Annotated in this window: 20 protein-coding genes; 10 read left to right on the forward strand and 10 right to left on the reverse strand. The window is 63.4% G+C overall.

The genetic code is table 11. The features are described 5' to 3' along the window. Positions 1 to 166 precede the first annotated feature (166 nt). Positions 167 to 1,513, forward strand: a complete 1,347-nt coding sequence (locus BMW89_RS17770; RefSeq protein ID WP_092028283.1) for a glycosyltransferase — start codon at positions 167 to 169, stop codon at positions 1,511 to 1,513. Between the two features lie 34 nt (positions 1,514 to 1,547). Here BMW89_RS17770 and BMW89_RS17775 read toward each other — a convergent pair whose 3' ends face one another. Then, positions 1,548 to 3,434, reverse strand: a complete 1,887-nt coding sequence (locus tag BMW89_RS17775) for a CHASE2 domain-containing protein (RefSeq protein WP_092028284.1) — start codon at positions 3,432 to 3,434, stop codon at positions 1,548 to 1,550. Between the two features lie 112 nt (positions 3,435 to 3,546). After that, positions 3,547 to 4,068 (reverse strand): FecR domain-containing protein, encoded by a 522-nt coding sequence (locus BMW89_RS17780; protein WP_177196122.1) that lies wholly within the window; start codon positions 4,066 to 4,068, stop codon positions 3,547 to 3,549. A 636-nt stretch (positions 4,069 to 4,704) separates the two neighbouring features. On the opposite strand from BMW89_RS17780, the gene BMW89_RS17785 reads away from it, so the two are divergent. Beyond that, positions 4,705 to 5,775, forward strand: coding sequence for a DUF2778 domain-containing protein (locus BMW89_RS17785; RefSeq protein WP_092028286.1), 1,071 nt, complete (start codon positions 4,705 to 4,707; stop codon positions 5,773 to 5,775). 60 nt (positions 5,776 to 5,835) lie between these two features. Here BMW89_RS17785 and BMW89_RS17790 read toward each other — a convergent pair whose 3' ends face one another. From BMW89_RS17790 to BMW89_RS17805, 4 genes are all read right to left on the reverse strand, one after another. Next, complete coding sequence (locus BMW89_RS17790) at positions 5,836 to 6,660, reverse strand: SDR family NAD(P)-dependent oxidoreductase (protein ID WP_092028287.1); 825 nt, start codon at positions 6,658 to 6,660, stop codon at positions 5,836 to 5,838. An 82-nt stretch (positions 6,661 to 6,742) separates the two neighbouring features. Continuing rightward, the gene (locus tag BMW89_RS17795) at positions 6,743 to 8,089 is read right to left on the reverse strand and encodes a caspase family protein (protein ID WP_092028508.1); all 1,347 of its coding nucleotides are present in this window, start codon (positions 8,087 to 8,089) and stop codon (positions 6,743 to 6,745) included. A gap of 111 nt (positions 8,090 to 8,200) precedes the next feature. Further along, positions 8,201 to 8,839 carry a glutathione binding-like protein gene (locus tag BMW89_RS17800; RefSeq protein ID WP_092028288.1) on the reverse strand — a complete coding sequence of 213 codons (639 nt, stop codon included), beginning with the start codon at positions 8,837 to 8,839 and terminating at the stop codon, positions 8,201 to 8,203. Between the two features lie 12 nt (positions 8,840 to 8,851). Continuing rightward, entirely contained in the window at positions 8,852 to 9,445 is a 594-nt protein-coding gene (locus BMW89_RS17805) for a cysteine hydrolase family protein (protein WP_092028509.1), read from the reverse strand. A gap of 132 nt (positions 9,446 to 9,577) precedes the next feature. On the opposite strand from BMW89_RS17805, the gene BMW89_RS17810 reads away from it, so the two are divergent. The 3 genes from BMW89_RS17810 to BMW89_RS17820 all read left to right on the forward strand — a co-directional run bounded on the left by BMW89_RS17810 (position 9,578) and on the right by BMW89_RS17820 (position 11,598). Further along, entirely contained in the window at positions 9,578 to 10,417 is an 840-nt protein-coding gene (locus tag BMW89_RS17810; protein WP_092028510.1) for a LysR family transcriptional regulator, read from the forward strand. Between the two features lie 124 nt (positions 10,418 to 10,541). After that, positions 10,542 to 11,288 (forward strand): signal peptidase I, encoded by a 747-nt coding sequence (gene lepB / locus BMW89_RS17815; RefSeq protein ID WP_092028289.1) that lies wholly within the window; start codon positions 10,542 to 10,544, stop codon positions 11,286 to 11,288. 70 nt (positions 11,289 to 11,358) lie between these two features. Continuing rightward, the gene (locus BMW89_RS17820; protein ID WP_092028290.1) at positions 11,359 to 11,598 is read left to right on the forward strand and encodes a GIY-YIG nuclease family protein; all 240 of its coding nucleotides are present in this window, start codon (positions 11,359 to 11,361) and stop codon (positions 11,596 to 11,598) included. 164 nt (positions 11,599 to 11,762) lie between these two features. Here the strand turns inward: BMW89_RS17820 and groL are convergent, their stop codons facing one another. Both groL and BMW89_RS17830 read right to left on the reverse strand, forming a co-directional pair. Beyond that, complete coding sequence (gene groL, locus BMW89_RS17825; protein WP_092028291.1) at positions 11,763 to 13,403, reverse strand: chaperonin GroEL; 1,641 nt, start codon at positions 13,401 to 13,403, stop codon at positions 11,763 to 11,765. Positions 13,404 to 13,449: 46 nt separating this feature from the next. Further along, entirely contained in the window at positions 13,450 to 13,764 is a 315-nt protein-coding gene (locus BMW89_RS17830) for a co-chaperone GroES (protein WP_092028292.1), read from the reverse strand. 378 nt (positions 13,765 to 14,142) lie between these two features. Between BMW89_RS17830 and BMW89_RS17835 the strand changes: the two genes are divergently transcribed. Continuing rightward, the gene (locus BMW89_RS17835) at positions 14,143 to 14,430 is read left to right on the forward strand and encodes an usg protein (protein WP_092028293.1); all 288 of its coding nucleotides are present in this window, start codon (positions 14,143 to 14,145) and stop codon (positions 14,428 to 14,430) included. A gap of 151 nt (positions 14,431 to 14,581) precedes the next feature. Next, the gene (locus BMW89_RS17840) at positions 14,582 to 15,115 is read left to right on the forward strand and encodes a cupin domain-containing protein (protein ID WP_092028294.1); all 534 of its coding nucleotides are present in this window, start codon (positions 14,582 to 14,584) and stop codon (positions 15,113 to 15,115) included. Between the two features lie 124 nt (positions 15,116 to 15,239). Here BMW89_RS17840 and BMW89_RS17845 read toward each other — a convergent pair whose 3' ends face one another. Continuing rightward, a complete protein-coding gene (locus tag BMW89_RS17845; RefSeq protein WP_092028295.1) occupies positions 15,240 to 16,160 on the reverse strand; it encodes a LysR substrate-binding domain-containing protein in 921 nt (306 codons plus the stop codon). Positions 16,161 to 16,312: 152 nt separating this feature from the next. On the opposite strand from BMW89_RS17845, the gene BMW89_RS17850 reads away from it, so the two are divergent. From BMW89_RS17850 to BMW89_RS37920, 3 genes are all read left to right on the forward strand, one after another. Continuing rightward, entirely contained in the window at positions 16,313 to 17,233 is a 921-nt protein-coding gene (locus tag BMW89_RS17850) for an amino acid ABC transporter substrate-binding protein (protein WP_092028296.1), read from the forward strand. A 66-nt stretch (positions 17,234 to 17,299) separates the two neighbouring features. Beyond that, positions 17,300 to 18,331: a threonine aldolase family protein gene (locus BMW89_RS17855; RefSeq protein WP_244547618.1), complete on the forward strand. Its 1,032-nt coding sequence runs from the start codon at positions 17,300 to 17,302 to the stop codon at positions 18,329 to 18,331. A 21-nt stretch (positions 18,332 to 18,352) separates the two neighbouring features. After that, a complete protein-coding gene (locus BMW89_RS37920; RefSeq protein ID WP_177196123.1) occupies positions 18,353 to 18,490 on the forward strand; it encodes a hypothetical protein in 138 nt (45 codons plus the stop codon). A 56-nt stretch (positions 18,491 to 18,546) separates the two neighbouring features. On the opposite strand, the gene BMW89_RS17860 is transcribed toward BMW89_RS37920, so the two are convergent. Continuing rightward, the gene (locus BMW89_RS17860; protein ID WP_092028298.1) at positions 18,547 to 19,797 is read right to left on the reverse strand and encodes a NupC/NupG family nucleoside CNT transporter; all 1,251 of its coding nucleotides are present in this window, start codon (positions 19,795 to 19,797) and stop codon (positions 18,547 to 18,549) included. Positions 19,798 to 19,897: the final 100 nt, after the last annotated feature.

Raw genomic sequence — 19,897 nt, forward strand, 5'->3', positions numbered from 1 at the left:
GCTGCCATATCAGCGGCCCCCTTGATTCGCCACGCGGCGGCACGGCGCGCCGAATGCCGCGTCCAGCTTCGTGCAAGCTCCAAGGAATAATTGTGGAGTGGCGACCTTCCCGAAAGTTCGGGAGGCGGGTCGTTGCAGGCTGCCCCCTGATCTGGAAGGTTCCTCGATGAATTATCACGACGGCACTCTCGCAAAAACAAACGAGATCTCGACAGAGCCGTCTTTGCTGACGCGGGATGAATATTACCAGATCTGCCTTCGACACTTGAAAACGGGCGAGCTTGAACAGGCGGAAGCCCGTTGCCGGGAAGGGTTGGCCTCGGATGCAAGCCATGCCGGCTTGCTTCATCTGATGGCCGGCGTGTCTCTCCTCAAGGGAGACTACGATGCCGCCATCAACTGGGCCGGCCGTGCGCTCACAAACGACATGAAGGCGACCTATCTCGCAACGTTCGGGACGGCCCTGCAAGGCAAAGGGATGCAGGAGCAGGCGCTCGAGGCGTTTGAGCGAGCGGTGGAGCTTGATCCCGTTGATCCGTCAATCTGGGAGAATTTTGGCAACGCCTTGAACAGGGCAGGGCATGTCAACCAGGCGAGCCTTTGCTTCGTCATCGCGCGGGCCTATCAGAAGCTGCCGTTCCTGGCGGAATGCCGCTCTGCTCCCCGGAACGGCTGGAATGCCTTGACGGAGCAGTTCAATCCTCACCTTCGAAACCTCGCGCGGTCAGGCGCGATCCGCGATCCCATCCATTGCTTCTGGTCGGACGCGCTGCTGAGCGGGTTGTCGTATCTCTCGCTTCAGTCGATGATCCGCCAGGGCCATCCGGTTACGCTTTACACCTACGACGACGTGGCCGTGATGCAGGCGCTTGTGCCGTCCGGAGTCATGGTGGTCGATGCCGGCAGCGTCGTGCTGACTTCGACCTACCACCATGCTCTCGTGCACAGCGAGATCCGCTACTTCAGCGACATCTTCCGCTACGCCGCCCTTCAAGAGTTTGGCGGATGGTGGCTCGATACCGACATCATCCTCGTCAAGCCGCTGGATTTTGCGTCGGAGCATGTGTTTTCCACGCAATGGTCGGGAGTCGAGAACGGCCATGTTTGCGTCGGCGGCGCGATGCGCGCGCCCAAGGGCTCGCTTCATATGGCCAATCTGTACGCCCTGTCGCTCCAGCGTCTTTTGGGCGAACGGCGTGTCGAATACGGCGCGGTGGGCCCGTTGCTGTTGAGCGAATATCTGCTTTTGTCAGATGACGAGAAGCTCCGGTCGTCGATCCTGCCTCCGACGGCCTTCAATGCGATCGACTGGTGTGAAGTAGATTTGCTGGTCTCCGAAAGCCGGGAGGGCTTCGAGATCTTGAGCGACCCCCGTGTCACGGGCGTTCATCTCTGGGGGAAAGTTTGGGCCGAGCGAGGGCTGCGCCTCGATGCCGTCCCCGACCAGAGCGTAGCGGGTTATCTGAAGAAGATCGTTATCGAGCCGAATGAGTTGACGCAGCTCGCGGTGTAATTCGACCGGGCTCAGGCGCAAGGCTGAGCGGAGTTCAGTCGATCATCTCAGCCCTGGTGGCGGTCTGACTGGGCCTGTCCTGGTCGCGCCAGAACCAGACGGTCACGATGCCGGAGCGGCCACGGACCTGCGTGAGCAGGGGACCTGTCAGGATGCCATCGGGGGCGCCGTGGAAGTCGGCCGCGTCCAGCAGCGTATCGGTCAGCGCGAGCCGCGCACAATTCTGGGCCGCAACCTCCATCAAGCGGCTCGCGACGTTGACGGTGTCGCCCGTCGCCGTGATGTGCTGGTGGCTTTCGCCGAGGCGGGAGGCGACGATCGGGCCGAAATGCGCGCCGATCTTGAAGCCGAGCTGGCCGCGGATCGCTGATGGCAACGAGGCGATCCAGCGATCGATACTGCGATACAGGTCAATCGAACATTTGAGCGCGCGCGCCGCGTCGTCGGGCATCGCGTGTGGCAGGCCGAACAGGATCATGGCGCCGTCGCCGAGAAACCCGGTGATCAGGCCGTCGCAATCGACCGCGGCCTTGTCGATCAGCGCATGAAACGCCTTCAGAAGATCCTGGAGCTCGTCCGGGTCGATCCCTTCGCTCAGCGCCGTGAAGCCTGAGAGATCGATAAAGACCACGGCCGCATCCTGCCGGACCGGCGTGGATAGAAAGTTCGGATCGCGCGTCAGCCATTCCTGCACGGCGGGCGCCTGGAATTGCGCGAGCGACCGGCTCTTGGCGGCAAGATATTGCGTGCGGCGGCCTCCCGCCCACAGCTGCACGCCGGCGAAGACCGCGACCGGCGGCACGGCGGCGGCGAGCGTGGTTGCGGCGTTCAGCCAGACGCCGTGCGTGAACGCGAACAGATTGAGCCCGGCCCAGGCGATCATCACCACAGCTGCCGCGACGATGCCGAACGCGCTGCGCCGCCAGGCGAGCAGGCCGACCAGCAGCATCGGCAGCAGGATCGCGGTGAGCGCGTCGGCGATGTGAACCCTGCGGTCGCGCACGATGTTGTCGCCGGCGACGAGATGCGTGATCGCGGTCGAGATCACCTCGACGCCGGGCATCAGGGAGTCGAACGGCGTCGGATAGAAGTCGCCGCCGCCGGCGACCGCGGCGCCGATCACGACGATCCGGTTCTCGATCGCCGCGCGATTGAGTGTGCCGTCGAAGATGCTCTGGGCGCTGACGGTGCGGATGGTGCGGCGCGGGCCGTAATAGGTGATCGGCAGCGCGAAATCGGTATCGGTCGGCACCGCGCGATCGCCGAGCATGAGTTGATCGGGCGCGATCGTCAGCGGCTTGTCGAGCGCGCGCGTCGCGACCCGCAAGGGAAATGACAGCTCGACCTTGTCGCGGGTCCGGAACAGCATCGGCACCGAGAGCGGCGAGCCCGATTGTCCGGTGGCGACGTTGACGACGCCGACCTCGGCGTGATCGGTGAAGGCCGGCAGCGGCAGCAGGAAACGCTCGGCCTGCGGCAGGGCGGCGAGGGGACCCTGGCTGCCCGGCTCCACCGTCTCGCTGGCGGACGGGAAGATCGCCGCGGCGGCAAGCACCACGGGACCGGTGGCGAGCGTGTTGGCCAGCGTAGCGTCGCCGATCGCGGCGCTGCGGTCGACCAGCAGCAGATCGATCGCGACGACCTTCGGCTTGAACTGAACGATGGTGTCGACGACACGGGCAAGATCGGCGCGCGGCAGCGGATAGCTGCCGCCGCGTTTGACCACGGTATCGTCGATCGCGACGATGGTGACGAGATCGGGCGGCGTCTGCACGCCGCGGACCTGCGTCCGCAAATCGGTCAGCGTCGCCTCGAGCCGATCGAGAAAGCGCAGACGGCCGTTGGCGTGAGCCGCATAAATGCCTGCGCCCCACAGCGCGGTGAGAGTGAGGGCCACCAGGATCTGAAAGCGTCTCGTCATGACGTATTGCAATCTTCTTTGTCGCCCGCGCCTTGCTGCGCGGGCCTTAATTGTTCAGGTCGTATTGGCCCAGTCTCGTTACTGACCAAGTCTCGTTACTGACCAAGTCTTGTTACTGACCAAGTCTCGCCATCAGCGCGTCGACGCGCGGCTGGCCCCATGTCTTGACGGTCAGCGGGCCGGTTGCCTCGACGTCGACGCCTTCGCCCGGTCCGAGCACGACGCCGCGTCCGCGGCTCCTGCGGGTGACGCCGACACGGCCATCAGCGACGAAGACCGAGGTTTTGGCATCGGCGACATCGACCGCCCATTTGGTGCCGCGCACTGCGGCGATGGCCTGTGGCGTCAGCACCTTGAAGGGGTTGCCGCCGGGCTTCTTGGGCACCTCGACCAGCAGCGCTTTGCTGCTCAACTCGACGGAGTCTATATGTCCGTCGCGGTTGGCGTCCTTAAGTTCAAATCTGGCGCCGCTTTCGGCAACGATGGTGATGCCGTTGTCGCAGTGCCAAACTTCCGTGCCGGCGGCCGCTGGCGACGCCGTGCAGCCCGCATTGGCAGCAGGCTGTGCATTCGCAGACCCGATCAACTGAAACAACGCCAGAGCAAAAAAACCAGCGCCCGCGATCCCTCTCATGCCAGCCTCCATTTGCGTGCGTGGCACAGTTCAAGGCAATGTTGATACGGTACCGTATCACACGCAGAGGCTGCTGAAAAGTGCCGCTCTCGCAGCTATTTCCTCGTTCCGGTCTTTTCCAGTCCGGCGCGATCAACTTTCGGTCAGGCCGAACTATCTTTCTTCTCCCGCTCCAGGCAGGCGGGGAGGACGACGCAGAGCGAGCGCGCGCCAGCCTCGCGCAACGCTTCCCCGCTATCTTCCGGGTATTGAAGACCACGAAAAGGACTTGGTTGGTGGGTTTAGAGAGGCGGCCGGCGACGTCCGCTGAGCGTGCTGAACCGGCCGAGAATCATGGTTAACAGTGTCGCCTAAGTCCGTAATTCTGCGGGCTTTTTTCTCGAAATGGCACAGCGTTAACGAGTTGCCCTACATCTGCCCGAACTTAATCCGCATTTAACTAAAAGTCGCCTTAATGACGCTCCGACCTCCTGCGAAATGCTGTTCCCGGATCGTGACCAGCGGCACTTCTAAGGGGGACTTAGTGACACTGTCCTGGACGCAAGGCGAATGAGTACGAGTATCGCTGCGCAGAGTAACGCGGCACGTAAGTTCAAAAATCCTGGCAAGAATTCATATCGGAAGCCTTCCCGGAAAATGACCCCGCAAAACGTGCTTGGCGCCGCTGTGATCGGCTGCGTCGTGCTTACCGGCTGGACCGTCTACAACAATATCTTCGCCGCCAGCGCCTTCCCGACCGTCGACAGCGCCGGTTACGACGAGCCCGTGATCAAGCGCGCGCCCAAGGTTGCGCTGCGCGAGGCGGGCGACGCCATCAAGGAAGCGTTTGCGCTGCTGCCCGACCGCTTGCAGGTCGTAGCCCCGATTTCGCGCGAGATGTTCAACGAGCGTTTTGCCGCGGCGGCCACGCAAGGCGTGGACTCGAACGCGGCGAGCGCCGTGCCTGCGACCAGGGTCGCCGAGGCCCCGAAGCAGAGCGTGATCGCGAGGGTCACCGAAGCGCTGAAGCCCGCGGCGTCGGCCAAGATTGCTGACAAGGGTGCGGACAAGGCCAAGCGCGCACCGGACGCGCAGATGCAGCTGGCTTCGGCCGACCCGGCCGAGATCGTGCCGGCGCCCGAGGCAAAGCCAAAATCCTTCGCCGACCGCGCCAAGGCCGCGGTGATGTCGATCACCGGGCCGCGCCAGTCGATGGTCGAAAAGCTCTGGGGCAAGCGTGAGCCGTCCGGCGGGCTGCTCGCCTATGCCTCGGCCGATGCCAGCGTGACGTCTGCCATCGCGCCGAAGGAGCAGAACCCCATGCTCGGTGGTTCGTTCCCCTATGAGCGCGACACCGCAGTCTATGACATCACGGCCAAGATGGTCTATCTGCCCGACGGCACCAAGCTCGAGGCGCATTCCGGCCTCGGCTCGAATCTCGACGATCCGCGCTCCTCGCGCACCCGCATGCGCGGCGTGACGCCGCCGCACATCTACATGCTGAAGCCGCGCGAGGCGCTGTTTCACGGCGTGCCGGCGCTGCGCCTGACCCCGATCGGCGGCGAGAACGCGATCTACGGCCGCGACGGTCTGCTCGCGCACACCTTCATGCTCGGGCCGAATGGCGATTCCAACGGCTGCGTGTCGTTCAAGGACTATTACGCGTTCCTCGACGCCTACCGCAACAAGGGCATCCGCAAGCTCGCGGTGCTGGCGCGGGTCGAGTGATCTCAGCTCATATAAGATGATGCAAAAGGGCCGCTCGCAGCGGCCCTTTTCTTTTGTGCTTCAGCCCGGCCAGCACTGTCCGCCGCCGTCGATCCTCAGCACCTGGCCGGAAACGAAGGCGCCCATGGGGCCTGCGAAGAATTCGACGACGCGCGCCACCTCGTCGACGGTCGCGATGCGGTCGAGCGTGCCGGTCTCGACCATCCGGTTCGCGTCCACCGCGCGCGTGCCGAGGAAACGGCCGGTGCGGGTATCGCCGGGCGCGATGCAGTTGACGGCGATGTCGTAGGGGCGGAGCTGGTCGGCGAGGCATCGCGTGTAATGGGTCACGCCGGCCTTCGACACCGCATAGATCGCGCCCTGGGTGCGTCCCTTGAAGGCGGCGACCGAGCCGAGCGTGACGATGCGGCCGCGTTTCCGTTCCATCATGCCCTTCGCGACCGCCTGGCAGGTCAGGATGGTCGAGAGCAGATTGCGCTCCAGCACCGCGCGCACATCGGCCTCCTTGATGTAGACCGCGTCGTTCGGATCAGGCTTGCCGCCGGCGGCTGCGATATCGCCGCCGGCATTATGCACGAGAATGCCAATCGGGCCGAGCGCGGCCTCAGTCTCCGCAATCACGCGTGCGATGTCTTCGCCCTTGGTGAGGTCGCCGAGCACGCGCTGGCTGCGGACGCCGAATTGCTGGCCGATCTCTGCGGCCACCGCGGTGAGCGTCGTGCCCTCGCCATATTCCGCCGGCCCGTTCTCGCGCATGCCGTGGATGGCGACGTCGGCGCCGAGCGCGGCGAGCTTCTCTGCAAAGGCGCGGCCGAGCCCGCGCCCCGCGCCGGTCACGAGCGCAACCTTGCCTGCCAGAATCTTCGCCGTGTCATGCGATGTCATGATCTTGTTCCTGTCGAGAGATGTCAGTCCGCTGCGGGATTAAGGCCGATCGCCGTCGCCTGCGCTGCGTGATATCGCACGATCAGCGTTTGACGAAAACCAGGTTACAGGCGCGCGCCTCGTTGCGCTTGCCGTTGCCCCGGGTGCGATCGAACTGCGCATCGACCGTGAAGGCGTAGGGAGAGCCGGGTGGCAGGTTGTTGAGGGTGTAAGTGCTTGCTCCCGTCGTGCCGCGCGCGCTCAACGTCGTCTTGCCGTTCGCCGGGATTTGACCGTCGATCTCCAGCCGGTTGACGCCATTTTGGTTTTGAGCCTCGGCGTGAAACACGCCGTTCGCAACGGTGCCAGCCAATCCCCTGGTAAAACCCTGTGCTTTGCCTGCGGTAGGGCAGTTCAACGTCACGTCCCAACTGCCGTCGAAATCCTTGCTGTCCGTCGTCCTCACGTTGCCGGCAGGTGCCAGCGCCGTCTTCTGCTTCAGGCCTTCGACCCGCGCCTTGGCGAGGGTGGCGAAGATGCAATTCGGGAATCTGGCGAGGTGGTCTTCATAGGCGGCCAGCGTGCCGATGCTATCAGCGGCTTTCCAATGGGCCTCTGCGGCGGCGCATGGATCAGCCTTCGGCGCGGCCTGGGGCGCTGCTGGTGCCACCGTGACCGACACAGGTCCGTTCAGATAAAACTTGCCGATGATCGACAGCGACAGCTCCGGCAACTGGGTCTTGCCGCTGTTGTCATAGACGTCGCTGCTGATGTCGCGAAAGACGTCGCCGATTTCCTGCGGCTCCTCGATGTGTTTCAGGAACGCCGTCGTATAGGGGCTGTTGCGGCCACTGCCATCGGCGGCGACCTGTCCCGATTGCGTCGAGAACGACACGATCGTGCCGCGCGGCGCCTCGACCTTCGACAGTCCGCGTCCGATCGAGGCCGCGCGGGTCGCCGAGCGCTTCAGCATATCGGCGAGCGGATTGTCGCGGCAGGAATCCAGCACGAGGATCCGCAGGTTCTTGGCCTGCTGCAAATCGTTCACGATGTCGTCGACCCGCACGAAACGCTTGAGGTCGGCTTCGTCGGTCAGCACGGCATCGACCGGCATCAGATAGTTGACGCCGTTGTACTGCATGGCATGGCCGCTGTAATAGAACATCGCGACATCGGCCCGGCTTGCGGCGCGCGCGAAGCGGATGGTCAGGTCCTGCATGTCGGCCTGGCGGAGGTCGATGCCCTGGAGCACCTCGAACCCGCTGCGCCTGAGCGAGCTAGCGACGTCCTCGGCATCGTGCGACGGGTTGGGAAGCTGCGCCGTGGAGACATAGGCGCCGTTGCCGATCACCAATGCGACTCGCGTGTCCGCCGAAGCGGGGGCAAGGCTTAGCCAGAAGGCGAGGAGGGCCAGGACAAATTGCCGCAAAATTCCAGAAGGAGCACGCATGAATGCCTTCCAGGGGAAATATTGAAAAATATTCCTCCAGATTAGCGCATGCCGCGCCGGCATCAATGGCCTCGTGATGGAACCGTCAGATTTGGCGGCCGTGACATCCTGTCACGCCGCGCTCGTCGCTATGGTTTTCCGCAGCGCCATCTCGGTCACAATCGCATCCCGCACCGCGGGGCGCGCCTGCATGCGGTCGAGATAGGCCGACAGGGACGGCCATTGCGCGATGTCGATCCCTGCCGGACGGAGCATCAGCAAGGCCCAGGTGAGATGAGCATCCGCGACGGTGAAACTGTTGCCGACGAGGAATTCGCGGCCCGCAAGATGCGCCGACGGCACCGCCAGCGTCTGTGTGATCCTCGCACGCGGCTTGGCGAGCGAGCCATCGTCCTTGTACCAGAAGGTCGGGAACAAGAAGGCCTTGTGGATCTCGGTGCCGATGAAGCTCAGCCATTCCTGGAGGCGATAGCGGTCGGGATCGCCGAAGGGGGGCGCAAGGCTGGCTTCCGGTTTCACGTCGGCGATGTACTGCAGCACGGCAGCACTTTCGGTCAGCCGGTCGCCGTTCTCAAGCACCAGGACCGGCACCGCGCCCATCGGCGAGATGCCGCGAAAGTCGCTGTCGTCGTCTACGACCTTCTTGGTCCAGATATGGGCGAGGTGATATTGCGCCTCGATGCCGGCCTCCATCAGCGCGATGCGGCTGGCGAGCGAGCAGGCCATCGGAAAGAAGTACAGTTTCAGCATCGCGTTGCTCCGTTATCTCAGCGCTTCGCCCTGCGCGATGATCGCAAAGCGATCCGACAATTCGGCCAGCGCGACCTCGTGAATGGTCCTTGCCGAGAGTGCGCCGCCGCGTCCGTCGGGCAGATCGCGCGTCGCGCAGGCATCGGCGGCGATCGTCGTGCGCAGGCCGAGATCGAGCGCGGCGCGCGCGGTCGAACTCACGCACATATGGGTCATGAAGCCCGCCAGCACGATGTTGGTGCGGCCGGTCGCGGCAAGGCGTGCCTGCAAATCGGTGCCGGCAAAGGCGTTCGGCAGTGCCTTCTCGATCACGGCCTCGTTCGCGAGCGGCGCCAGGCTTGCCACGATCGCGCCGCGCTCGGCTTCGCGGTCGAACAGGCTGCCGGCGCGGCCCTTGTGCGCGATGTGGAAGATCGCCGCGCCGCTCTGCCGCGCACGGGCGAGCAGTTTTGCGGCGACAGCGATCGCGGGCTCGGCGTCGGGCAGGGCGAGGGGGCCAGAGCGGTATTCGTTCTGGATGTCGATCAGCACGAGGCAGGATTGGCCGAGCTTGGGCGGGTTGAGATCGGCGCCGGACAATTCGAGCAGGGTCTTTGGAGCGGTCATGCTGGTCAGGCCTTCCAAGAGGTATCGGTTGGTCCGACCTTAGCGCGGCGACGGCCTGCCAATGTGCAGGACTATTGCAGCATATGGCTGCGAATTTGCAGGCGAGCGCAGCGCCTGCTAGGCTTGCCGCCGATGAACTGGGACGATCTGCGCATCATCGCCGCGGTGAGGGACGAGGGCACCTATGCCGGCGCCAGCGCGCGGCTGCGCATCGACGAGACCACCGTCGGCCGCAGGCTCGCGCGCATCCAGCGCGATCTCGGCGTGCCGCTGTTCGACGCAGTGGATGGCCTGCGACGGCCGACCCGCCATTGCGAAGCGGTGCTCGAGCATGTCGGTGCGATGGCCGGGCATGTCGCGGCGATCGATCGCATCAAGGAGAGCCAGCCCGGCCCGGTCGGCCGCCTGCGCATTGCCTCGACCAACGCGGTCGCCGAAGAGCTGCTGGCACCGCATGCAAGTGCCTTCCTGCGCGATCATCCCGGCCTGACGCTGCAATTCCTCACTGCCAGCGGCAACGTCAAATTCTCGCGCTGGCAGGCCGACCTCGCCATTCGCCTGCGCAAGCCGGAGAAGGGCGACTTCACCATCTCCAAGCTCGGCGAGGTCAGGCTGTATTTCTTCGAGCCCGTGGATCGCGCCGGCGGCGAGCCGGTCGCCTGCGTCTATCCCGACGAGCTCGACGCCATCCCCGAGCAGCAGTTCCTGCGGGCGAAGCGGCTGAACAACGTCCGCTGCGTCACCGACAATGTCCGCATCATCAGGACCATGATCCGGTCGCATCACGCCGTCGGCGTGCTGCCCGAGCACAGCTGCGCAGAGTTGCTCGCCGACCGCAGCCTGCGTGCGACGGCCCTCATCAGGCGGCGCGACGTCTGGCTTTTGGTACAAAACCACCTCAAGCGCGATCCCGCGACGCGGCTCACCATCGAATGGGTGCGGCACTGTTTCAGGGACCTTGCGCATCGTTGACTGCCGGTCGCTCCTTGCGTGAACGCAATTCGCCCGCCACGCCACTAAGTTCGGAGCTTGCGGGGATTGCATGCCCGCTAAGGTTGCGTATTCTCGCGACATCACAGTCTGATCGGGCCGATACATGACCACGCTCCAGCAAACCATCCGTCCCTCGGCGCAATCGCGGGAATGGAAGGCGATCGTCATCCTGATCCTGCTGGTCCCGGTGCTGTGGTCGCCGCCGTTCCTGTTTCGCTTCTTCCTGTATCAGCCGTTCAACATCCCCTCGAATTCGATGGCGCCGACGCTGATCGTCGGCGACTACGTCCTGGCCGCGAAGTCTGCCTACGGTTACGACCGCTATTCGTTGCCCTTCGCGCCGTCGTGGTTTTCGGGGCAGATCTTCGCCGCCGGTCCCGATTACGGCGACGTCGTCGTATTCCGGACGCCGAAAGACACCTCGGTCGACTACGTCAAGCGCGTGGTGGCCCTGCCGGGCGACCGGGTGCAGATGCGGGGCGGCCAGCTCATCCTCAACGACAGGCCGGTGACCCGCGTCGCGCTTCCGAGCGTGGCGGGCGGGACCGTCTGCGGCACCGACGACGGCGTGAAAATCAAGCGCTGGCGCGAGACGCTGCCGAATGGTGCGAGCTATTTGACTGACGACTGCGTCGACAACGGCTTTTTCGACAACACCAACGTCTACACCGTGCCATCAGGCCATTTCTTCGTGCTCGGCGACAACCGCGACAATTCCACCGACAGCCGCATGATGTCCGCGATGGGCTTCATCCCGATGGACCATCTGGTCGGCAAGGTGACCCGGATCTTCTGGTCGCTCGGCCCCAATGGCCGGCTGCGCGGCGAGCGGATGGGGAAGGTGTGGTGAGGGCGCACCGTCATTCCGGGGCGCGCCCTCTTGGGCGCGAGCCCGGAATCCATAACCACAGGCGGATGGAATGGCCTACTATGTCTACATCCTCGTCAGCAAGAAATACGGCACCCTCTACATCGGCGTGACCAACGACTTGGTCCGTCGTGTGTACGAGCACAAAACGAAGGCCGTGCCCGGCTTCACGAAGAAATACGGCGTCGACAAGCTTGTCTTGTTCGAAATCTACGACGATCCTTCCAGCGCGATTGCGCGCGAGAAGGAGCTCAAGAAATGGCGGCGCGATTGGAAGACGCGATTGATCTAGGAGCAGAACCCGAACTGGGATGATCTGTATCCCGGGATAACCAACTAACGTTCGTGGTTATGGATTCCGGGCTCGCGCCCAAGGGGGCGCGCCCCGGAATGACGGCCAAAACAAAAACCCCGGCATCGCTGCCGGGGTTTCGTAGTTCTTGAGGTGGTTGGACCTTAGAAGTCCATGCCGCCCATGCCGCCGCCCGGGGGCATCGCGGGACCGGAGCCGCCCTTCTTGGGCAGCTCGGCAACCATGGCTTCCGTGGTGATCAGCAGAGCGGCAACCGAGGCTGCGTTCTGGATCGCGGTACGGACCACCTTGGTCGGGTCGATGATGCCCTTGGTGACGAGATTGACGTATTCGCCGGTCTGGGAGTCGAAGCCGTAAGCGTAGGTCTTGTTCTCCAGGATCTTGCCGACGATCACCGAGCCGTCTTCACCGGCGTTGATCGCGATCTGGCGAGCGGGAGCCGACAGCGCCTTGCGCACGATCTCGACGCCGGTCTTCTGGTCGTCGTTCTTGGTGCGCAGGCCCTTGAGCTGCTCGGAGGCACGGAGCAGGGCGACGCCGCCGCCCGGGACGATGCCTTCCTCGACAGCCGCGCGGGTCGCATGCATCGCGTCATCAACGCGATCCTTGCGCTCCTTCACCTCGACCTCGGTCGCGCCGCCGACGCGGATCACCGCGACGCCGCCAGCGAGCTTGGCAAGACGCTCCTGGAGCTTCTCACGGTCGTAGTCCGAGGTGGTTTCCTCGATCTGCGCCTTGATCTGCGCCACGCGCGCTTCGATGTCGGCCTTCTTGCCGGCGCCGTTGACGATCGTGGTGTTCTCCTTGTCGATCATCACCTTCTTGGCGCGACCGAGCATGTTGAGCGTGACGTTCTCGAGCTTGATGCCGAGATCTTCCGAGATCGCCTGGCCGCCGGTCAGGATCGCGATGTCCTGCAGCATGGCCTTGCGGCGATCGCCGAAGCCCGGAGCCTTGACGGCGGCGACCTTCAGGCCGCCACGGAGGCGGTTCACGACGAGCGTGGCGAGAGCTTCGCCTTCGACGTCCTCGGCGACGATGACCAGCGGCTTGCCGGTCTGCACAACGGCCTCGAGCAGCGGCAGCAGCTCGTTCAGCGAGGAGAGCTTCTTCTCGTTGATGAGGATGTAGGCGTCGTCCATCTCAACGCGCATCTTGTCGGCGTTGGTGACGAAGTAGGGCGAGATGTAGCCGCGGTCGAACTGCATGCCTTCGACGACGTCGAGTTCGGTCTCGAGCGACTTGGCCTCCTCGACGGTGATGACACCCTCGTTGCCGACCTTCTTCATGGCGTCGGCGAGGAACTTGCCGATCTCGGTGTCGCCGTTGGACGAGATGGTGCCGACCTGGGCGATCTCGTCGTTCGAGGTGACCTTCTTGGAGTTCTTGACGAGGTCGGCGACCACGGCTTCCACCGCCAGGTCGATACCGCGCTTGAGGTCCATCGGGTTCATGCCGGCGGCAACCGACTTGGCGCCTTCGCGCACGATCGCCTGGGCGAGCACGGTGGCGGTGGTGGTGCCGTCGCCGGCCGCGTCAGCGGACTTGGAGGCGACTTCGCGCACCATCTGCGCGCCCATGTTCTCGAACTTGTCCTCGAGCTCGATCTCCTTGGCGACGGTGACGCCGTCCTTGGTGATGCGGGGAGCGCCGAACGACTTGTCGAGCACGACGTTGCGGCCCTTCGGACCGAGCGTGACCTTCACCGCGTTGGCAAGAATGTCGACGCCGCGCAGCATCTTGTCGCGCGCATCAACCGAGAATTTGACTTCTTTGGCTGCCATCTGGAATTTTCCTTAGGTAATTTTGACTGGAGGGAGAGAGGGGCTGTTAGGCCGCCTTCTTCTTGGAAGCGGGGACGTCGAGGACGCCCATGATGTCGCTTTCCTTCATGATCAAGAGATCGACGTTGTCGATCTTGACCTCGGTGCCGGACCACTTGCCGAACAGCACGCGGTCGCCGACCTTCAGGTCGATCGGGATCAGCTTGCCAGCTTCGTCGCGGCCACCGGGGCCGACGGCGGTGATTTCGCCCTGGGAGGGCTTTTCCTTGGCACTGTCGGGAATGATGATGCCGCCAGCGGACTTCTCTTCTGCGTCGATGCGCTTGACCACGACGCGGTCGTGAAGCGGACGGAATTTCATGCAGTCCTCCTAAGTAGCTGTTTGTATTGGTGGTTTTGGATTGTTAGCAATCTATGCTCGCGAGTGCCAGCACAGGCGTAGCTCAGATAAGGCAGGAAATTTGCGGGGGCAAGGGCTTCTAGCAGAAAAATCGGCACTCTGAAGGCCGGGGTGCCAGATTCCTTTACCATCGTTAACCGGTGCCGGGGCCGTATTAGCACGGAGGCATGTCTGCTGCTAACGCATTGAATTTCAACAGCTTGTTAAACTTTTAGGCTTGAGATGGATTGTCAGTTTGCGTCACATTTGTCTCATGTGAGCGCATCTCCACCGGGTGGCTCGTAAGCAGCGTACCGGCAAGCCACCCCTTGAATATGCGCTCCTGCAAAGGAGGTTGGCATGGTCTCGCGGGTTGGGGTTGTTTCCGACGATTTCCGGAAACAGGTGCTGGGTTACGGGCTGACGACGGCGGAAATTCTCTACCGGATGCCGGATCACAAGTCGTTGCTTCAGACCTATGTCTGGCAGAACTACGACATGTTTCCGAAATTCCCGGCGCTGAAGGATTTCCTGGCGTTCTGGCAGGAGAAGCTCGACGGTCCGCTGTTCTCGGTGACCGTCGCGCATTCCAAGCTGATCAAGCCGGCCGAGCTCCGCGCGGTGGATGGCGTGTTCAGGCTGCATTGAAGCAGGGTGCCGTAGGGTGGATTAGCGAAGCGTAATCCACCACAGCTCTCGACGCAGATGCAAAAGCTGGTGGATTACGCCTTCGGCTAATCCACCCTACGATTTCGCATTCTGTGCTAGCCTCCCCCCATAACAACAGGGGAGGCGGCCCATGGCCAAGAAAACAAAATCGCGCAGCGCAGCTACAGCCGCCGTGAAAAAGCGGAGCGGAGCCAAGTCCGCGGCAAAATCCTCCGCGCGCAAGGCTGTGAAGGCGCGCACGACCACAACCAAGGCTGCGCCAAAAAAACCCGCACGTCCCAAGCAGCGCATCGCCATCAGCCATCACCGCGAGGAAGATTTCAAAGCCGACGGCTTGCGCACCTACGCAAAATATCGCGACCTCGGCATCGCCGCCGCCAGCCACGGCCTCGCGCAAGCTCACGTCATTCGCCTGCAGGGCCCCTGCGATCCCGCGGAGGTCTCGAAGCTGCACGTCCACCACGTCGACTTCCAGATGGTCTACGTGCTGAAGGGCTGGGTGAAGACCTATATGGACGGCGAGGGCGAGACGCTGATGAAAGAAGGCAGCGCCTGGACCCAGCCGCCGAAGATCAAGCACATGATTCTGGATTACTCGGATGACGTCGAGCTGCTGGAGGTGATTTTGCCGGCGGAGTTCAAGACGGTGGAGTTGAAGGCGTAGGCTTTCTCCTCGTCATTGCGAGGAGCTCTTGCGACGAAGCATCCAGGAATCTCTCCGCGGATGAAGACTGGATTGCTTCGCTGCGCTCGCAATGACGAACGGCGTCCGAGATTGCACCGGCCGCCTACCGCTCGAGATAGCCCAACTCCGCGCTCATGACCTTGCGAGCATATTTGCTGAAGGCATCGATCAACCGGCCAGGCGCGGCATGAGGTGGATAGAGCAGTGCGATCGTCACGGGGACAATAGGGGTGAAGGGGCGCGTGATCAGAGCCGCGCCAGAGCTTTCGTCATGTGCGGCAATCGGGTTGATGATGCTGATGCCGAGGCCAGCTGCGACCAAGGCACAGACCGATGCGCCCAGATCGGTCTCGGCAACAATGCGGCGTGTGATGCCGGCCTGCGCGAAGATCGTATCGATGCGGCCGTGAAGCGGACTCCCCGTGGCGAAGGAGATGAAAGCCTCATCGGCGAAATCGGCAGGGCGCAACGTCTTCTTCTGTGCAAGACGATGGGCCTTCGGCATGATCGCGACGCAACGGGTCTTGAGCACCGGCTCGACATGCACTCCGGCAACCTCGTCGTAGAGCATGGCCAACCCCATGTCGCAAAGCCCGGAGCTGACCCAGTCGTGCACGGCGCTCGCCGTGCCGGATCGGATCGAGATCATCACGTGCGGATAGTCCATTTTGAAGCGCGCCGCGATGTGCGTCAGCAGGCCGCCGGCCAGGCGCGGCATCGCCGCAACGCTGAGCCGCCCCATGCCGAACGAGCGGATGCTGGCTGCGCTGGCCTCCAGGCCGGCCAGGCCGATGAAAGTCTTCTCGACTTCCTGGAAGAAGCGCGATCCGTCCACGGTCGGGCGGAGGCGGCCGCCACTGCGATCGAACAGCGCGAATTGCGTGATCGCTTCCAGCTGTCCGATCAGGCGGCTGATCTGGGGCTGCGAGGTATGCATGCGCTGGGCTGCCTGCGTCATCGATCCCGTCAGGAAGACGGCCCGAAAAGCCTCCACATGCTTCAAGCCCATGCGTCTGGTGGCCATATCAAATCCGTATAGGAGAGTGTGAAACTGGAATTTCATCTGACCGGGCTTTTGGACGATAGTCCAGAGCACGAAGCCGTGCGCACGGAGCTGTCCTGTCGTTGCTCCCTGGGCGTGGACGGCGTCACGGACATTCGCGAAGAGGGGACGACATGAAAGCGACGACGATCAAGGCACTCGCCACGGCGACCGTCGCGGTATGTCTTCTCTCCAACGAGGCCATGGCCCAGGGGGCGGGCAGGCTGGACAAGATCCGTGAGAGCGGCTCGATCACATTGGGGTATCCCGAGACCTCGGTGCCCTTCGCCTATCTCGACGCCAACCAGAAGCCCATCGGCTACACCGTGGAAATCTGCGAACAGGTGGTGCAGTCGATCAAGACGGCCCTCAAGCTCCCCAAGCTCGAGATTCGCTACGCTCCCATAACCTCGGCGACACGTATTCAGCTGCTCGCCAACGGCACAATCGATCTCGAATGCGGCAACACGACCAATAATGTCGAGCGGCATAAACTGGTCGCCTTTGCTCCAACCACCTTCGTTGCGCAGGTCGTTCTCGTCGCGCGGAGGGATGGTGGGGTCGATGTCAACGACCCGAATTCGTTTCGCGGCAAGGCCATTGCCGCCCAGGCCGGCGGCCAGACGTTCAAGGTGATTACGCTGATCAATGCCAAGAGCAATCTTGGTATCACGGTCGTGCCGGGCAAGGACACCGCCGAGACCTTCTTGATGCTGTCGACCGGCCGGGTGGCCGGCACGGCCAACGACGACGGTCTCGCCTATGCCACGGTTGCCACCTCCAGGACTCCGGATGACTTCGTGATCGGCAGCAAGGGTCTCGAGACCGCGCCTTACGGCATCGTCGAACCCAAGGATGATCCTGCCTTCAAGAAGGTCGTCGACGAGGCCGTGATCGACATGATGAAGAACGGACGGATTGCGGCGCTCTACGACAAATACTTCAATTCACCGATCCCGCCGCATGGTCTCAATCTGAAATTTCCGATGAGCGCCGCCCTCGAGCGCGCGTTGGCCAACCCGACCGATTCCGGCGACCCCGCAGCCTACGAATGAAGCGCCGGGCGCTTGAGAGGTCCCGCAATGGCACATAAAACTGAGACGAGCCCGGCGGGCGCCGAGTTGCTGCCCGTCGACCTGCGCAGCGATACGGTCACCAAGCCGACCGAAGCGATGTATGCCCGCATGGCCTCGGCGTCGACCGGCGATGACGGGCTGGACGGTGATCCCACGGTTCAGGAGCTGGAGTCCGTCGCGGCTGCGGCGCTGGGCAAGGACGCCGGCCTGTTTGTGCCGAGCTGCACAATGGCCAATCTTCTGGCGACGCTGGCGCAGTCGGAGCGCAGCGAACAAATCGTGTTGGAATCGAATGCCCATATGTACACCTCCGAACGGGGAGCGGCGACATTCACCGGGCTGTTCTGCCTCGCTGTCGCCGGCACCGCCGGCGCGATGGACCTGAATTTGCTGGAGCACGCCCTCCAGAGCGACGGGCATAAGCTGAAGACCGCCCTTGTCGCGATGGAGACCTCGCACAACAATGCGAGCGGCGCCGTATTGCCGCTGGAGCATATGCAGGCCGTGCATGCCATGGCTTCGGCTCGTGGCGTCCCGGTGCATCTCGACGGAGCGCGGCTGTTCAACGCAGCCACTGCGCTCGAATTGGCGCCGGATCAGGTTGCGAGGCATTGCGACACGGTCTCCCTGTGTCTGTCGAAGGGCCTGAGCGCGCCGGCCGGTGCCGTACTCGCCGGGCCGCGCGCCGTGATCGATCGGAGCCGCAAATTTCGCCGCATGCTGGGAGGCACGCAGCGCCAGATCGGCATCCTGGCCGCAGCCGGACTGGAAGCCGTTCAGGTCATGGGGGCGCGTCTGGCGGAGGATCACCGGCGTGCGCGAGTCCTGAGTGACGCGCTGAACGGGATGCATCCGAAGATCAGCGCGACAATCCCGCAAACGAATATCGTGCAGGTTGATGTCTCTCTCTCCGGGCGTGACAGCGCCGCGTGGTCGGAGGCTCTGGAGAGGGCAGGTCTGAGGGCGAGGCCCTGGGGCAGGCATCGCTTGCGTTGTGTGACCCATCGCCATATCGTTGACGCGGATATTGATCGCGCGGTCATCGCATTTCGCACAGTGGCTGGAGCTTTGGTTTAGAGCATCACGGCGGAGGATCGAATGGCGTTGAAACCATTGGAATTGAGAGAGCTTACCCCGGAAGAAAGGGAGGCGCGTGAACGCGCGATCAAGAAAGCGAAGACAGTGGCCCAGAACGCCGTGAAGGTCGGCCCATTGAAGAAAAAGAAGAAGATTTAAGCAACACAATCCCTAAACCAAATGTACCCGCGCCCAGGAATGACTGTGGCTGTGAATTAGCTGATCACCCCCACCACCGCGCCCATCAGACACGTCGTCAGGGTGCCCGATACGATCGACTTCAGCCCGAGCGCGTTGATCTCGTCGCGCCGCTCCGGCGCCATCACACCCAAGCCGCCGATCATGATGCCGAGGCTGGCGAAATTGGCGAAGCCGCACATCGCATAGAGCATGATCAGGCGCGAGCGCGGATCGATCGTGCCGGGCGGTAGCTTTGAAAAGTCGACATAGGCGATCAGTTCGTTGAGCACTGTCTTGGTGCCCATCAGGCTGCCTGCCGTCACCGCCTGGTCCCACGGCAATCCCATCAGCCAGCACACCGGCGCCATTACGAGGCCGAGCAGGCGCTGCAGCGAGATCGCGGCGCCGCCGATATCAGGCAGCAGGCCGAGAACGGCGTTGACGAGATAGACCAGCGCCACCAGCACCAGCAGCATCGCGACGATGTTGATCAGCAGCTCGATCCCCGCGCCGGTCCCTTTGACGATCGCATCCATCGTGCTGGAGACTTCCATCTCGGGATCTTCCAGCGCGCCGCCGGTACGCTTGTCGGATGTCTCGGGGACCATGATCAGACTGATGAGGATCGCGGCCGGTGCGCCCAGCACGGAGGCGATGACGAAATGCGCGGGCGCATCGGGGATGAGGGGCGCCAGCAGCGTCGCATAGAGCACCAACACGGTGCCGGCGATGCCGGCCATGCCGCCGGTCATCACCAGAAACAACTCGCTGCGTGACATCTGCGCCAGATATGGCCGCACGAACAGCGGCGCTTCGACCATGCCGAGGAAGATGTTGGCGGCGGTCGAGAGGCCCACGGCGCCGCCGACGCCCAGCGTCCGCTCCAGCAGCCAGGCCATGCCGCGCACGATTGGCGGCAGCACCCGCCAATAGAACAGCAGCGTCGTCAGCACGCTCATCACCAGCACGATCGGCAGCGCTTGGAACGCCAGGATGAAATCGGCGCCCGGCACTTTGACGTCGAAGGGCAGGGTACCGCCGCCGACATAGCCGAACACGAAGGAGGAGCCGGCGCGCGACGCCGCCGAGATCGCGCCGACCGCGTCGTTGATAGCGCCGAACGCGCGCGCGACGAACGGCACTTTCAACAACACGATCGCGGTGACGAAGGTCGCGACGAGGCCGATTGCCGCCTGCCGCAACGACACGGCGCGTCGATTCTCCGCCAACGCGTAGGCGATCGCCAGCAATGCGAAAACGCCGAGTGTCGATTGCAGCCGCAGCATGATGTCCCCAAACCTCCAATGATTATGGCCGCGCCTGCGTTGCAAAGGCAATGCCGGAAGGCCCTAGGCGCCGCCCGCTGTTGACAAGCCGGTCTGTGTC

Source organism: Bradyrhizobium sp. OK095 (assembly GCF_900109945.1).
Classification (GTDB): Bacteria; Pseudomonadota; Alphaproteobacteria; order Rhizobiales; family Xanthobacteraceae; genus Bradyrhizobium.

Excerpts from the sequence above, each read along its gene's own strand:
- BMW89_RS17780 (WP_177196122.1), bottom strand. The coding sequence starts at position 4,068 with ATGAGAGGGATCGCGGGCGCTGGTTTTTTTGCTCTGGCGTTGTTTCAG.
- BMW89_RS17800 (WP_092028288.1), bottom strand. The coding sequence starts at position 8,839 with ATGCTGAAACTGTACTTCTTTCCGATGGCCTGCTCGCTCGCCAGCCGC.
- BMW89_RS17805 (WP_092028509.1), bottom strand. The coding sequence starts at position 9,445 with ATGACCGCTCCAAAGACCCTGCTCGAATTGTCCGGCGCCGATCTCAAC.
- BMW89_RS17820 (WP_092028290.1), top strand. The coding sequence starts at position 11,359 with ATGGCCTACTATGTCTACATCCTCGTCAGCAAGAAATACGGCACCCTC.
- BMW89_RS17850 (WP_092028296.1), top strand. The coding sequence starts at position 16,313 with ATGAAAGCGACGACGATCAAGGCACTCGCCACGGCGACCGTCGCGGTA.
- BMW89_RS17860 (WP_092028298.1), bottom strand. The coding sequence starts at position 19,797 with ATGCTGCGGCTGCAATCGACACTCGGCGTTTTCGCATTGCTGGCGATC.
- BMW89_RS17840 (WP_092028294.1), top strand. The coding sequence starts at position 14,582 with ATGGCCAAGAAAACAAAATCGCGCAGCGCAGCTACAGCCGCCGTGAAA.
- BMW89_RS37920 (WP_177196123.1), top strand. The coding sequence starts at position 18,353 with ATGGCGTTGAAACCATTGGAATTGAGAGAGCTTACCCCGGAAGAAAGG.
- BMW89_RS17845 (WP_092028295.1), bottom strand. The coding sequence starts at position 16,160 with ATGGCCACCAGACGCATGGGCTTGAAGCATGTGGAGGCTTTTCGGGCC.
- groL (WP_092028291.1), bottom strand. The coding sequence starts at position 13,403 with ATGGCAGCCAAAGAAGTCAAATTCTCGGTTGATGCGCGCGACAAGATG.
- BMW89_RS17790 (WP_092028287.1), bottom strand. The coding sequence starts at position 6,660 with ATGACATCGCATGACACGGCGAAGATTCTGGCAGGCAAGGTTGCGCTC.
- lepB (WP_092028289.1), top strand. The coding sequence starts at position 10,542 with ATGACCACGCTCCAGCAAACCATCCGTCCCTCGGCGCAATCGCGGGAA.
- BMW89_RS17830 (WP_092028292.1), bottom strand. The coding sequence starts at position 13,764 with ATGAAATTCCGTCCGCTTCACGACCGCGTCGTGGTCAAGCGCATCGAC.
- BMW89_RS17795 (WP_092028508.1), bottom strand. The coding sequence starts at position 8,089 with ATGCGTGCTCCTTCTGGAATTTTGCGGCAATTTGTCCTGGCCCTCCTC.
- BMW89_RS17770 (WP_092028283.1), top strand. The coding sequence starts at position 167 with ATGAATTATCACGACGGCACTCTCGCAAAAACAAACGAGATCTCGACA.
- BMW89_RS17775 (WP_092028284.1), bottom strand. The coding sequence starts at position 3,434 with ATGACGAGACGCTTTCAGATCCTGGTGGCCCTCACTCTCACCGCGCTG.
- BMW89_RS17785 (WP_092028286.1), top strand. The coding sequence starts at position 4,705 with ATGACCCCGCAAAACGTGCTTGGCGCCGCTGTGATCGGCTGCGTCGTG.
- BMW89_RS17810 (WP_092028510.1), top strand. The coding sequence starts at position 9,578 with ATGAACTGGGACGATCTGCGCATCATCGCCGCGGTGAGGGACGAGGGC.
- BMW89_RS17835 (WP_092028293.1), top strand. The coding sequence starts at position 14,143 with ATGGTCTCGCGGGTTGGGGTTGTTTCCGACGATTTCCGGAAACAGGTG.